Origin of the sequence: Sinomonas gamaensis, assembly GCF_005876955.1 — a bacterium.
Taxonomy (GTDB): domain Bacteria; phylum Actinomycetota; class Actinomycetes; order Actinomycetales; family Micrococcaceae; genus Sinomonas; species Sinomonas gamaensis.
Genome location: NZ_SSCL01000009.1, coordinates 122,837 through 136,316 on the forward strand (window position 1 = coordinate 122,837; position 13,480 = coordinate 136,316).

Here is a 13,480-nt window from a genome sequence, read left to right on the forward strand (position 1 = left end):
TCTCTGTGAGTTCTCCGACTGCCCTCTATCGCCGGTATCGGCCGGACACGTTCCAGGACGTGATCGGGCAGGAGCACGTCACCGAGCCGCTCATGACGGCGCTGCGCAAGGACCGCGTCAACCACGCCTACCTCTTCTCCGGGCCGCGCGGCTGTGGCAAGACGACGTCGGCCCGCATCCTTGCGCGCTGCCTCAACTGCGAGAAGGGCCCGACGCCGGAGCCATGCGGCGTGTGCCCGAGCTGCGTCGAGCTGGCGCGCGGCGGCTCCGGGTCGCTCGACGTCATCGAGATCGATGCCGCGAGCCACGGCGGCGTCGACGACGCGCGGGACCTCCGCGAGCGCGCGACCTTCGCCCCTGTGCGGGACCGCTACAAGATCTTCATCATCGACGAGGCCCACATGGTCACGTCGGCCGGCTTCAACGCGCTGCTCAAGATCGTCGAGGAGCCGCCGGAGCACATCAAGTTCATCTTCGCGACGACAGAGCCGGACAAGGTCATCGGCACCATCCGCTCGCGCACGCATCACTACCCTTTCCGGCTCGTTCCGCCCGAGCCGCTCATGGCCTATCTCGAGAAGCTGTGCGCCGAGGAGCATGTTGCCGTCGAACCCGGCGTGCTATCGCTGGTCGTGCGGGCTGGCGGCGGCTCCGTGCGCGACTCACTGTCCGTGCTCGACCAGCTCATGGCCGGAGCCGGCAGCCGCGGCATTGACTATGAGCTCGCCGTCGCGCTGCTCGGATACACTCACGCGGCGCTGCTCGACGACGTCATCGACGCGGTGGCGGCCGGCGATTCCGCTACGGTCTTCCGTGCCGTCGACCGGGTGATCCAGACGGGGCACGACCCCCGGCGCTTCGTCGAGGATCTGCTGGAGCGCTTCCGCGACCTGCTCATCGTGCGCGCCCTTCCCGACGCCGCCGAGTCGATTCTCCGCGGTGTCCCCGCGGACCAGCTGGCGCGCATGCGGACCCAGGCTCAGGCCCTCGGCGCCGCCGAGCTCTCGCGAGCGGCCGACGTGACGAACGCTGCCTTCAACGAGATGACCGGCGCCACCTCGCCCCGACTGCATCTCGAGCTCCTGTGTGCGCGGCTCATGCTGCCCGGCGCCGATGGCGATCACGGCGTGGCGGCGCGACTCGATCGGCTCGAACGGCGGCTCTCCTTCGAGCAGCCCCAGACGACGGCCCCCACCGAGGCGGCGCCGGCTGCCGCGGCTCCGGTGGCGCCTGCGCCCGTGGAGCCCCCGGCTCCCGCAGCGCCTCCTGCTCCCGTGGCGCCTCCTGCTCCCGTGGCGCCTCCTCAGGGAGCGGTGCGTGAGGAGGCACCGATGTCGGCGCCACCCGCCCCGACCTCGGCGCCACAGGGCCCGACCTCGGCGGCACCCGCACCGACTTCGGCGGCACAGGGCCCGACCTCGGCGGCGCCCACCCCGACCTCGGCGCCACAGGGCGCGACGAGCGGCGGCGCCGGGAGCGTCGAGATGTTCCGCCGCGCGTGGCCGGAGATCCTCGACGCCCTCACGTCGATCAAGCGCCTCACCTGGATTCTGGTCAGCCAGAACGCGAACATCGCAGGGTTCGACGGGAAGACCCTCACCCTCGCCTTCGCAAATTCCGGCTCAGTCAACTCGTTCACCCGCAGCGATCATCCCGACAATGTGCGGAAGGCCGTTCAGCAGGTGCTCGGTGTCGACGTTCAGGTCGATGCGACAGTCGGCGGCAACGGTCCTTCTCCCGCTCCCGCGAGAGGGGCTGAGGCGGGCCCAAAAGCACCGTCTGAAAGACCCACGGACTCCCGCGCGCGCACAAGCGCTCCGGCGTCCCCTTCGCCCGCCCCGGCGCGGCCATCGGCGTCGGCAGCACCCACGGCCCCAACCCCGCCTGCCGCACCCTCGGAGGCCGATATCGCCTGGGGCCTCGCCCCCGCGCCCGCCGCCCCTGCCCCTGCCCCTGCCCCTGCGCCTCCTGCCCCTGCCCCTGCGGCTCCGGTTTCTGATGCCCCGGTGCCCACGGTCCCAGCGACAGAGCCGCCTCGGCCCAAAGCCGGCCAACCAGAACCAGCCCCCTCGGAACCCCGAGAGGCGGAGGCAGCTCCGCGCGGGACAGCTCAGCCTTCGCGATCGGCGGACCCCTACGCCGACATCCCTTATGCCGACGAGGAGCCCCCTGCCGACTGGGACGAACCTCTGCCAGAGGACACCGGCGCACGGCGGACTCCCGCTCCCAGCGCGCCCGCGCGCAAGCCCGAGCCCGGGCCCGCGCCCAAGAGCCGTGACGAACCCGAGACCAAGACCGCGTCGCGCGACCCGTGGGCCTACGCGCAGGAATCGTCGCCGGGCGTCTGGACCGTAGGGAACCAGCCGAACACCGCGCGCGGCGAACAAGCCAATGACAGCGCCCCCGAGGGGTCGGCACCCGCCGCAGCGCCGCCGTCGTACGCGCCCGCGGCGGCCCAGCCGCCCGCCCCGGAGCGGCAGGGCCCTCCGCAGACGGACGGCGGCGGCGAGCGTCTGAGCATGTACCAGCGCCTGTCCAGGCGGGCCGCCCAGCAGGTGGAATCGTCGGCGCCCGTTCGGACGGTGGAGCGCGAGAAGCAGCCGATCGTCGAGGACATCCCCAGCGCGGACGATGAGACGATCGAGGCCTCCGGTCTGTTCGGCCGTGCCGCCGTGGAGCGGATTCTCGGCGGGAAGCTGATCGAGGAGCGCGGGCTGGACGGCACGGTCATCCCTCCGCGGTAGCAGCGTGCTCCGGCAGGAGCGCGAGGCGGTAGCGTTAGGGGGTGTATGAAGGCGCAGTCCAGGATCTGATCGACGAGCTCGGAAGGCTCCCCGGCATCGGACCGAAGTCGGCTCAACGGCTGGCCTTCCACATCCTCGAGGCCGATCCGGACGACATGAAGCGGCTCGTCACCGCGATCACCGCGGTGAAGGAACGCGTCAAGTTCTGCCAGATCTGCGGCAACGTGTCCGAGCAGGAGACGTGCGCAATCTGCCGGGACCCGAGGCGGGACCCGAGCGTCATCTGCGTCGTCGAGGAGTCGAAGGACGTGCTCGCCGTCGAACGCACGCGAGCCTTCCGGGGCCGATACCACGTCCTTGGAGGCGCGATCAACCCCATCGCGGGAATCGGGCCGGACCAGCTCCGCATCCGCGAGCTCCTCACCCGCCTCAACGATGAGGCCGTCACGGAGATCATCATCGCGACCAACCCGAATCTGGAGGGCGAGGCGACGTCGACCTACCTCGCCCGAATGCTGCAGAGCATCGGCATCAAGGTGACCCGCCTCGCCTCCGGACTGCCCGTGGGCGGCGACCTCGAGTACGCCGACGAGATCACGCTCGGCCGTGCGTTCGAGGGACGCCGCAGCGCTATCGGCTAATCGGGCCAAGATGACGCCAGATGACGTGTGACAAAACGTTACGACGCCATCTTGATGGGGAGCATGCTGGAAGGCATGAGCACACCACGCACGTCAGTCCCCGTCCTCGATCTGGCTACCGCGAGGGATGAGAACGGTTCGTTCACCCCCGAGTTCATCGACGCGCTGCGGGATGCGGCGCACAACGTCGGGTTCTTCCAAGTCGTGGGCTACGGGGGGCGCCCCGGGCAGGACCAGGAACTCCTGAAGACGGTCGCCGAGTTCTTCAAGCTCCCGCTCGAGGACCGCCTCGCGCTGGACAACCGGTCATCGGCCCAGTTCCGTGGCTACACCCGCCTCGGCACCGAGGTGACGCAGGGCCGCGCCGACTCGCGCGAGCAGATCGACTACGGCCCCGACCGGGAGCCCCTCGACAGCGTCCCGGCGGACCAGCCCTACCTACGCCTTCAGGGTCACAACCAGTGGCCCGCGAACTTCCCGGCCCTCGAGAAGGCCGCCATGGAGTGGGCCGAGCTGATGTCACAGGTGGGAGCAGAACTGCTGTCGGCCATCTCGGTGGCGATCGGCCTCCCGGAGGACTACTTCGACAACGAGTTCTCGGGTACGCCGGCGTGGATGGGCAAGCTTGTGCATTACGTGGGTGGCGGCGTGGTCCCGGAGGCCGGCGACCAGGGCGTGGGCTCGCACGCGGACTACGGCTTCGTGACGCTCCTGCTCCAGGACTCCGTGGGCGGACTCGAGGTGCAGCCGTACGGCCAGGAGGAATGGATCGACGTCCCGCCGACGCCGGGCGCCCTCGTGGTGAACCTCGGTGAGATGCTCGAGGTCGCCACCGACGGGTACCTCATGGCGACCATCCACCGTGTCACGGCTCCGCCCGCGAACGTGGACCGGTACTCGGTCCCGTTCTTCTGGTCCCCGCGCCTTGACGCGAAGGTGGACAAGGTCATCCTTCCCGCTGAACTCGCCGCCGAGGCCCGCGGCGTCTCGGACGACCCGAACAACCCCATGCTGTCCGTGTACGGCGAGAACGTCCTCAAGGGCTGGCTGCGCGCCCACCCGGAGACGGCGCGGCTTCATTATCCGGAGTTGGTTTAGGCGCTTTTCGACGCTCCGATAGAATGTGGGGCGATTGCCTATCCCTTCCTACATCACTGTGAGTGTGCCCGCATGTCGCTTCCGCCTGTGCTGCCCGCCAAGCAACTCGTCGTCCAGAAGTTCGGCGGCTCGTCCGTCGCGGACGCGGCGGGCATCAAGCGGGTCGCGCAGCGCATTGTGGACTACCGCTCGGCGGGCCACGAGGTCGTCGCCGTCGTGTCTGCCATGGGCGACACGACCGATGAGCTCCTCGATCTGGCCGCGGAGATCACGGACAGTGCACCTGCCCGCGAGATGGACATGCTCCTCTCCGCCGGCGAGCGCATGTCCATGGCGCTCTTGGCGATGGCCATCAACAAGCTCGGCCACAAAGCCCAGTCGTTCACGGGCTCCCAGGCGGGCATGATCACGGACGGGACGCACGGCAAGGCACGCATCATCGACGTCGACCCGCACCGCATCCGCACCTCGCTGGACAAGGGCAACATCGCAATTGTCGCGGGGTTCCAAGGCATGAGCCGCGAGAGCCACGACATCACGACCCTAGGCCGCGGCGGCTCGGACACGACGGCGGTCGCGCTTGCGGCGGCGCTCGAGGCGGATGTGTGCGAGATCTACACCGACGTCGACGGCGTGTACACCGCCGATCCGCGCGTAGTGCCGTCCGCGAAGAAGATCGAGACGATCTCGAGCGAGGAGATGCTCGAGCTCGCCGCCTCGGGCGCGAAGATCCTCCACCTGCGCTGCGTCGAGTACGCGCGCCGCTTCGGAGTGCCGCTGCACGTGCGGTCCTCCTTCAGCCACAACGAGGGGACGTGGGTGCTGCCCTCCCCCGAGGACAAGATCAAGATCAGCGAGGGAGTCGCCTTGGAACAGCCCATCATCTCCGGTGTCGCGCACGACCGCTCCGAGGCCAAGGTCACGGTCGTCGGCGTTCCCGATATCCCGGGCAAGGCGGCCGCGATCTTCCAGGTGATCGCCAAGGCGAACTCGAACATCGACATGATCGTGCAGAACGTCTCGACGTTCGGCCGCGGCAAGACGGACATCTCGTTCACGCTTCCGATCATCGAGGGCGCCACCGCGCTCAACGCGCTCCGGGCAGCCCAGGACGAGATCGGGTTCGAAGACATCGAGTACAACGCCGAGATCGGCAAGCTCTCGCTCATTGGAGCGGGCATGCGCTCGCACCCCGGCGTCTCGGCCACCTTCTTCAAGGCGCTCTCGGATGCCGGGATCAACATCGACATGATCTCGACGTCGGAGATCCGCATCTCCGTGGTGACCCGCGCCGACCTGCTCGACGCCGCAGTGCGGGCGATCCACAGCGCGTTCGAGCTCGACGCCGAGACCGAGGCAACCGTCTACGGCGGCACCGGCCGCTGAGCCTCGCCCGGGTGCCGATGGGCACAGGAAGGCGGACGACGGCGGGTGCGCACCCGCCGTCGTCCGTTTGTCTTTGCTGAGGCTTCTTAGCAGGCAGTCAGGGGTTCTTCCGCACGGCGTAATGGTGGCCCTCCGAATCCGTGACGATCTCGAAGCCTCGGAGATCTTCCTCGGACGCGTCCTCGAAGGCGTCGTGCTTGTGCACCACAGGGGCGTCGGGGTCACCATGGGCCGCGGGGCCCCACACGGCTGCAGCGTGCTCCGCCGCGTGCATGAACTTGTTCAGCATGCGGTGCTCAGCCTCGCGTGCGTGCTCGCTCTTCTTCTGCGAATCGGGCAATGTCATCACCCCCTCCCGCACCGGTCATTTTACGCCGGAGGTGACGCAAGTCTCAGAGGCCGATCAACGCAAGGAGCGATCCTCCGGGTCCTTGGGGACCACGTAGGTGCTGCCATCGGGCCGCGTGACGGTCTCCCACTGCTGCGCCTCAGCCTCTCGCTGAGCCAGCAGGGCCTTGTTCTCGGCCGTCATCTCGCCCTCGGTGGTGCCGCGGTGAGCCGGGCCGAAGAAGTATCGGAGTTTCCCCGTGACGCGCATGAATCGCTGCGCGAAATTCTCCTCGGCCATGTCTTCCGCCTTTCATCCTCGGGTGCGCATTCATAGTACCCTGATTATTAGTGCACTAACTAATGGAGGAGTTCAGCGTGAGCGTCGACAACGACCTGCGTGCGGAGGACGACCTGCTGCTGGAGCGGCAGCTCTGCTTCGCGCTGAGCGTCGCAAGCCGGAGCGTCGTCGCAGCCTACCGACCGGTCCTCGAGCCCATGGGACTCACCCACCCGCAGTACCTCGTGATGCTGGCGCTCTGGGAGCGCAGCCCGCGCACCGTCCGCGACGTCAGCGACGCGCTCCTGCTCGAACCGGCCACCGTCACGCCGCTGCTCAAGCGCCTCGAGGAAGCCGGCCTCGTCACCCGCTCGCGGCAGGCCGGGAATGAGCGAGCACTCGACGTGGCCCTCACCGACAAGGGACGGAAGCTGCGGGAGAAGGCCCTCGGCGTCCCGCCGACCATGATGGCGCGCCTCGGCATCACACGGGAGGACGCGTCTGAGCTGCACCAGTCGATGATGAAGCTCATCTCCGCAGCCCAGGCCAGCCGCACCTGATCCCACGTCCTCTGGACGCTGCGCACCGACGTGACCATCATGAAGTGTGGACGGTCCACTCGAGACGGACGACGAGTTCCTCGCCGACTATTACGAGCACGTGGCCGTCGAGGACCTCCAGGACTACAGTCTGGAAGTCCTCGAGCACAGGGCCCGCGCGCATCTCTCCCTCGCCTCGGTGCGGGCACCCGGGGAGGCGAGGGTCGCCGTCGTCAATGAGCGCGAGGCCGGCGTGGTGTTCGTCGTCGCGGACGACCTGCCGCACCTCGTGCGCTCGGTGACCGCGGAACTCACGCGACACGACGCAAGCATCCGACTCCTGATCCATCCGATCCTGGTGGTGTCGCGCGATGCGGCCAACCACGAACTGCTGGGCGTCCGCCGCGCTGCGCGCCGATCTGGGCTGCCAGTGGGCCCGCCGACACGCGACCGACACCCCGGCCGAGAGGACGGGGATCGGGCCGAAGCTTGGATCGCAGCAGAAATCCCGAGGCTGCCTGACGAGGCGAGCGCCGAGAAGCTCCGGCTGCGCCTCGAGCGGATCATCGCGGACGTGCGCGCCGTTGCCCAAGATGCGGGTGCGCTCCGAGACCGACTCGCGTCCGCCGTCGATACCCTGGACACCCTCCCCAGCGCCGGCATGCCGCCCGCCGACCAGCTCGCCGAGCTGCTCGCGTGGATGGACCGCGGCAACTTCATCCTCCTCGGCGCCTGCGACTACGAACGGACGACGGCGGAGGGCCGCGAGGTCTTGAAGCGACGGCCCGGCTCGGGGCTGGGTCTGCTGCGCCGGCATCGCCCTCCCGAGCACGACGACCTGCCGGACGGCTCGGACCAAGTCCTCTCACTCGTGACATCGGAGCTCCGTTCCTCGGTGGAACGCCCCAGGTACCTGGATGAGCTGCGGCTGAAAGTGTTCGCTCCGGATGGGGCTACCCAGGGTGAACGCCGCTTCGTCGGGCTATTCGCCCTGCGGGCCGCGGGACCGTCGCTGCGGCGGGTTCCGGTGGTGCGGGAGAAGGTCGCCGCCGTCCAGGAACTCCTCGGGTTCGCGCGCGGCTCGCACGAGTCGACCGAGCTGCTCACGGCGCTCGAGTCCTTCCCGATCGACGAGCTGTTCCAGATCGACGTCCCGGGGCTGGCCCGTCTCGCCAGCGAGATCCTCCGGGCGCAGGAGCGCCGTCAGACGCGGCTCTTCCTGCGTCCCGATCCTCGCGGGCGGCTCGTGACGGCCTTGGTCCTGCTGCCGCGGAACCGATACAGCACCGCGGCCCGGCTGCGCATGGAACAGGAGCTCCGGCACGCATTCCGGCCTGCCTCCCTCGAATTCGACGTTCGGTTGAGCGAAGGCCTCCTGGCGCGAGTCTTCTTCCGCCTCCTGATGCCGTCCGAGGGCTCATCCCCCGACGTCGACGCGCCGACGCTCGAGAAGAGCCTCGTGCGGGCCACACGAACGTGGGGCGAGGGCTTGGACGAAGCGCTCCGGGCCCAGCTTCCGGCGTCCCGGGCGGCGCGGCTGTCGCCGCTGTGGTCGGACGCGTTCCCGGCGAGCTACCGCGCGGAGCTTGAGCCCGAGGACGCAGTCGAGGACATTCGGCGGTTCGAAGAGTTCGACCTGGACGGCACCGGTGGGAGGCCGCTGGGAGATCCGCTTCTGGCCGTCATGCGGGCCGAGGCTTCGGGCCCGACTTCGGCCCCAACTTCGGCCCTGGCTCAGACGCGGAGCAGAGCCAGGATCCGGCTGTATCTGACGAGCGCGCCGAGCCTGACCCGCATCCTGCCGTTCTTCCACAATCTGGGACTGGAGGTGCAGGACGAGCGGCCGTTCGAGATCCGGCGCGCGAACGCTGGCCCGCTGTTCCTCTACGACCTGGGCGTCACCTATCCACGGGGAGTGGATCCGGGGGCGACCAGCTCTCTCCTCGCAGAGGGATTCGATGCCTCAATGCGTGGCGACTCCGAATCCGATCGCTTCGATGCCCTCATCCTGCGAGAGGGCCTGGACTGGCGGCAGGTGTCGATCCTGCGGGCGTGCGCGAAGTATCTGCTGCAGCTGGGGACGACGAACTCGTACGACTTCATCATCGATGCACTGCTGGGGAATCCGGAGGCGACGCACGCGCTGCTAGGCCTGTTCCGGGCCCGGTTCGATCCGAAGGTGCGCCCGGCGGAGCGGCTGCGGGAGACCGGGGGCGCGCGGGCGGCGGCGCTGGAGGCGATCGAGGCGGTGGCCTCCCTGGACGCGGACCGGCTGCTGCGGACGTTCCTGGGCCTGATCGAGGCCACCACTCGGACGAACTTCTACCGGGGGCGGGGATTCGTGAGCTTCAAGCTCCAGCCCTCCCACCTGCCTTGGGCCCCGTACCCGCGGCCCCGGTTCGAGGTTTGGGTCTACTCCCCGCGCGTGGAAGGGGTGCACCTGCGCTTCGGGCCGGTTGCCCGCGGCGGCATCCGGTGGTCCGAGCGGCGGGAGGACTTCCGTACCGAGGTCCTGGGCCTGGCCAAGGCCCAGATCGCGAAGAACTCCGTGATCGTCCCCACCGGGGCCAAGGGCGGCTTCTACCCCAAGCGGCTCCCCGACCCCGAGACGGACCGGGGAGCGTGGCTGGCCGAGGGCACCGAGGCCTACCGGGACATCATCCGCGGCCTCTTGGATGTGACGGACAATCTGGCCCTGCCCGAGGGCCGCATCGTGCCCCCTGAACGGGTCGTGCGGCACGACGAGGACGACACGTACCTCGTCGTGGCCGCGGACAAGGGCACCGCCGCGTTCTCCGACACCGCCAACGCCGTCGCCGCGGAGTACGGGTACTGGCTCGGGGACGCGTTCGCGTCCGGTGGCTCCATCGGGTACGACCACAAGCGCCTCGGCATCACCGCCCGCGGCGCCTGGGAATCCGCCAAGGCCCATTTCCGCCAGCTCGGGGTGGACTGCCAGACCCAGGATTTCACCGCCGTCGGAATCGGGGACATGTCGGGGGACGTGTTCGGCAACGGCATGCTCCTCTCCGAGCACACCCGTCTGGTGGCCGCGTTCGACCACCGCCACATCTTCCTGGACCCCGACCCCGACCCGGCACTCTCGTTCAAGGAACGGCGGCGGCTCTTCGACCTCCCCCGCTCCTCCTGGGCCGACTACAGCCAAGCCCTGATCAGCGAAGGCGGCGGCGTCTACCCGCGCACCGCCAAGTCCATCCCCCTCACTCCTCAGGTGCGGGCGGCCCTCGGCATCCCCGGCACGGCGGCGGCCATGCCACCCCACGAGCTGATCCAGGCGATCCTCTCCGCCCCGGTGGACCTGCTCTACAACGGCGGGATCGGCACCTACGTCAGGGCCACCGCCGAGGCCAACCCTCAGGTCGGGGACAAGGCCAACGACGCCATCCGCATCACCGCCGCCCAGCTGCGCGCCCGGGTCGTGGTCGAGGGCGGCAACCTCGGACTCACCCAGCGCGCCCGTGTCGAGGCCGCCCTGAACGGGGTCCTGCTCAACACCGACGCGATCGACAACTCCGCCGGTGTGGACTGCTCCGACCACGAGGTCAACATCAAGATCTTCCTGGACCGCATGATCGCCGCCGGGAAACTCGACCCCGCCGAACGCGCGCCCCTGCTGCACTCCCTCGCCGACGACGTTGCCGCCCACGTGCTGAAGAACAACCGCGACCAGAACACCCTGCTCCGCAATGACCAGGCCCTCGTGCTGAACTGGAGCCCGGGCTTCGAACGTGCCATGGACTGGCTTGAGAAGGCCGCCGACCTCGACAGGACCCTCGAGGCCCTGCCCACCACAGCCGAGCTCCACGCCCGCCTCGCTGCCGGCCACGGCCTCACCGCTCCCGAACTCGCCGTCCTGGCCGCCTACGCCAAGATCGAACTCGCCCGCGAACTCGGCGAGACCGACCTCGCCGACGACCCCTGGTTCGACCGCACCCTCCAGGACTACTTCCCCCGCCAGATCGTCGAACGCTTCGGCCCCGACCTGCCCACCCACCCGCTGCGCCAGCAGATCATCTGCACCGTCCTGGCCAACGACATCATCAACCTCGGCGGCATCACCTTCGCCTTCCGGGCCATCGAGGAGACGACGGCGACCCCAGCCGCCGTCGCCAGAGGATTCATCGTGGCGCGGGAGGCTTACGACCTCCAGGGCTTCGTGGATCGCGTCGCCGGTTTGCCGCCCGAGTTCCCCAGCGAACACGCCGCCGAACTGGCCGTTCACATGCGGAGGACCCTCGACCGCGCAACGCGCTGGTACGTCACCCACGACCACCGCGACCAACCCCTGCACCAAGCGCTCGCCCGCATCCTGCCCACCCTCGAACGGCTGCGCACCTCGACCGCGGACTACCTCCTCGGGGAAGACACCGACCGGGTTCAGGCGCGGCTGGCGTACTGGGACGCTCTCGGGCTGCCTCACGACATGGCCCGCCGAGCGGCCGACATCCTCGAGAGCTTCGGGCTCCTGGACATCTCGCTCATCTCCGAGCAGGTCGACGAGCCTGTCGAGCGGATCGCTGACCTCTACTGGGCCGTGTTCTCCCGGCTCCGGGCAGCACAATTGCTGTTGCGCATCACCGACCTGCCCCGCGAGGACCGGTGGGAGGCGCTCGCCAGGGCGGCCTTGCGCGACGACGTGTACTCCGTGGTCGCCGACATCACGATCGCAGTGATGCAGACAACCGGCCACGCCGAGCACGCCCTGTTCGCCGACCCGGCTGACCGGATCATCGAATGGGAGCGCGGGCATCAGGAGCAGCTGGCCAGGATCAAGGATTCGCTCGCGGAGGTCATCCGTCCCGGACCGGTCAGCATCACGTCGCTGTCGGTGGTGCTCAAGCTCCTGAGGACCCTTGTCCGGACCTGAACGGCACGGTCCCTTGGCCGACGTCCCCAGAGACGCGCCCAACTTCCCCAGCTTTGAGAACGACGACGGTGCGACCCGCAGGTGAACTCGAGCAACCCGCCGCGGATTGAAGCTTAAAGCTGGTGAGGAAGGCCCAAAAGTTGGGGAACCTGACGAGCGGGGATAATGGATCGGTGCCCTTCTCCGCTCAGGCCGCGCCCGCCGTCGTACCTCTCGTCGCCCTCCCGGAGGACGATTGGCTCCCGCGCGCCCAGGCCCACGCCGCGCGGGCGGCACGATTCGCGGAGCCGTTCGTCCAGCGGCGGAACGCGCGGAAGAAGCACCCCGTCGAGGACTTCCTCTTCACGTATTACACGCACAAACCTGGGCAGCTCGGGCGCTGGCACCCGGGCGCGGGGGTCGCGCTCCTGGGGGACGCCGCCGTCGCCCGTGCGGGGTGGAAGCACTACCGCCCCCTCACGGACGCCGAGCGGGAGGCGGCGGAGGTCGCGGAGCGGACGTCCGCCGTCGTGCTCGACGCCGCCGCCTACCTCGGCGAGCGCGAGGAGACGGTGCGGTTCTGCGACACCATCCTGCGGGGGACGGCGTCGCGGCCCGCGCAATTCGGGTGCTTCGGGCTTCACGAATGGGCCATGGTGTACCACTCGGAGAAGTTCGGGATCCGGCACGAGTACCTGCCGCTGCGACTCGGGGCGGAGGGGACGGATCAGGTGGTGGAGGACCATAAGATCCGCTGCACCCACTTCGACGCGTTCCGCTTCTACACCCCTGACGCCGCCCCGCGGAACGAGCTGCAGCCCACCCGCGAGACCCAGCGGCACCTCGAGCAGCCCGGCTGCCTCCACGCAAACATGGACCTCTACAAGTGGGCCTACAAGCTCGGTCCGGCGGTGCCGGGCGAGCTCCTGATGGACTGCTTCGAGCTCGCGTGGCGCGTCAGGGAGATGGACATGAAGGCGTCGCCCTACGACCTCGCCGACTGGGGCTACGAACCCATCCGCATCGAGACTGCGGCAGGGAAGGCCGAGTACGTCGAGGCGCAGCGGTCCTTCGCGGCCGAGGCTTCCGCTCTGCGGCAACGCCTGACGACGGCGATCGCACCCTTGGTGGGCGTGCTTCCCTAAGCCAAGGCGTCGAGGTAGAACCAGCGACCGTCCTCACGCACAAAGCGCGAGGTCTCGCGCAGAACCCCACGACCGCCGTCGCCCGCATAATGCGCTGCGAATTCGACGATCCCACGGTCATCGAAGGGGCCGCCGGCCTCGGTACGGACGACGACGAGGCGTCGCCACTGCGTATCATCGTCGAGATCGAGGGTGGCTGGGCGGGTTGAGGGATGCCAGGTGGCGAGAAGGTACTCCGGATTCCCCGTCGCGAAGGCGCTGAAGCGGGACCGCATGAGGGCTTCGGCGGTGGGAGCGGGGGTCCCGGCGTGAAAGCGGCCGCAGCAGTCACCGTAGGTGTCACCGCTGCCGCAGGGGCAGCGTGCACCGGGGTCGAGGGTCATGGGGCTACACTACTGCCGCGATTCCGGCGCCCCTTGGCCGCTCCGGTAGAATCGGGTTGCAACTCCCCCC

Annotated in this window: 10 protein-coding genes; 7 read left to right on the forward strand and 3 right to left on the reverse strand. The window is 69.1% G+C overall.

What is annotated here, in order from left to right:
• Positions 1 to 59: 59 nt before the first annotated feature.
• The 4 genes from E5679_RS13285 (at position 60) to E5679_RS13300 (ending at position 5,869) form a co-directional block, all read left to right on the forward strand.
• On the forward strand, positions 60 to 2,744 hold the full coding sequence (locus E5679_RS13285; protein WP_476712889.1) for a DNA polymerase III subunit gamma and tau: 2,685 nt from the start codon (positions 60 to 62) through the stop codon (positions 2,742 to 2,744).
• Positions 2,745 to 2,785: 41 nt separating this feature from the next.
• Entirely contained in the window at positions 2,786 to 3,385 is a 600-nt protein-coding gene (gene recR, locus E5679_RS13290) for a recombination mediator RecR (protein WP_138416611.1), read from the forward strand.
• A gap of 75 nt (positions 3,386 to 3,460) precedes the next feature.
• Positions 3,461 to 4,483 carry an isopenicillin N synthase family dioxygenase gene (locus E5679_RS13295; protein ID WP_138416613.1) on the forward strand — a complete coding sequence of 341 codons (1,023 nt, stop codon included), beginning with the start codon at positions 3,461 to 3,463 and terminating at the stop codon, positions 4,481 to 4,483.
• Positions 4,484 to 4,555: 72 nt separating this feature from the next.
• Positions 4,556 to 5,869 (forward strand): aspartate kinase, encoded by a 1,314-nt coding sequence (locus E5679_RS13300; RefSeq protein ID WP_138416615.1) that lies wholly within the window; start codon positions 4,556 to 4,558, stop codon positions 5,867 to 5,869.
• Positions 5,870 to 5,966: 97 nt separating this feature from the next.
• Here the strand turns inward: E5679_RS13300 and E5679_RS13305 are convergent, their stop codons facing one another.
• Together E5679_RS13305 and E5679_RS13310 are read right to left on the reverse strand one after the other, a co-directional pair.
• Entirely contained in the window at positions 5,967 to 6,158 is a 192-nt protein-coding gene (locus E5679_RS13305; protein WP_138416733.1) for a hypothetical protein, read from the reverse strand.
• A 114-nt stretch (positions 6,159 to 6,272) separates the two neighbouring features.
• Entirely contained in the window at positions 6,273 to 6,497 is a 225-nt protein-coding gene (locus tag E5679_RS13310) for a hypothetical protein (RefSeq protein WP_138416617.1), read from the reverse strand.
• A gap of 77 nt (positions 6,498 to 6,574) precedes the next feature.
• On the opposite strand from E5679_RS13310, the gene E5679_RS13315 reads away from it, so the two are divergent.
• The 3 genes from E5679_RS13315 to E5679_RS13325 all read left to right on the forward strand — a co-directional run bounded on the left by E5679_RS13315 (position 6,575) and on the right by E5679_RS13325 (position 13,027).
• On the forward strand, positions 6,575 to 7,036 hold the full coding sequence (locus E5679_RS13315) for a MarR family winged helix-turn-helix transcriptional regulator (protein WP_249336123.1): 462 nt from the start codon (positions 6,575 to 6,577) through the stop codon (positions 7,034 to 7,036).
• Between the two features lie 46 nt (positions 7,037 to 7,082).
• Entirely contained in the window at positions 7,083 to 11,903 is a 4,821-nt protein-coding gene (locus tag E5679_RS13320; RefSeq protein ID WP_138416621.1) for an NAD-glutamate dehydrogenase, read from the forward strand.
• 173 nt (positions 11,904 to 12,076) lie between these two features.
• A complete protein-coding gene (locus tag E5679_RS13325) occupies positions 12,077 to 13,027 on the forward strand; it encodes a 3-methyladenine DNA glycosylase (RefSeq protein ID WP_138416623.1) in 951 nt (316 codons plus the stop codon).
• Here E5679_RS13325 and E5679_RS13330 read toward each other — a convergent pair.
• Entirely contained in the window at positions 13,024 to 13,410 is a 387-nt protein-coding gene (locus E5679_RS13330) for a YchJ family protein (RefSeq protein WP_138416625.1), read from the reverse strand. The two genes, E5679_RS13325 and E5679_RS13330, sit on opposite strands and share 4 nt — an antisense overlap.
• Between the last annotated feature and the right edge of the window lie 70 nt (positions 13,411 to 13,480).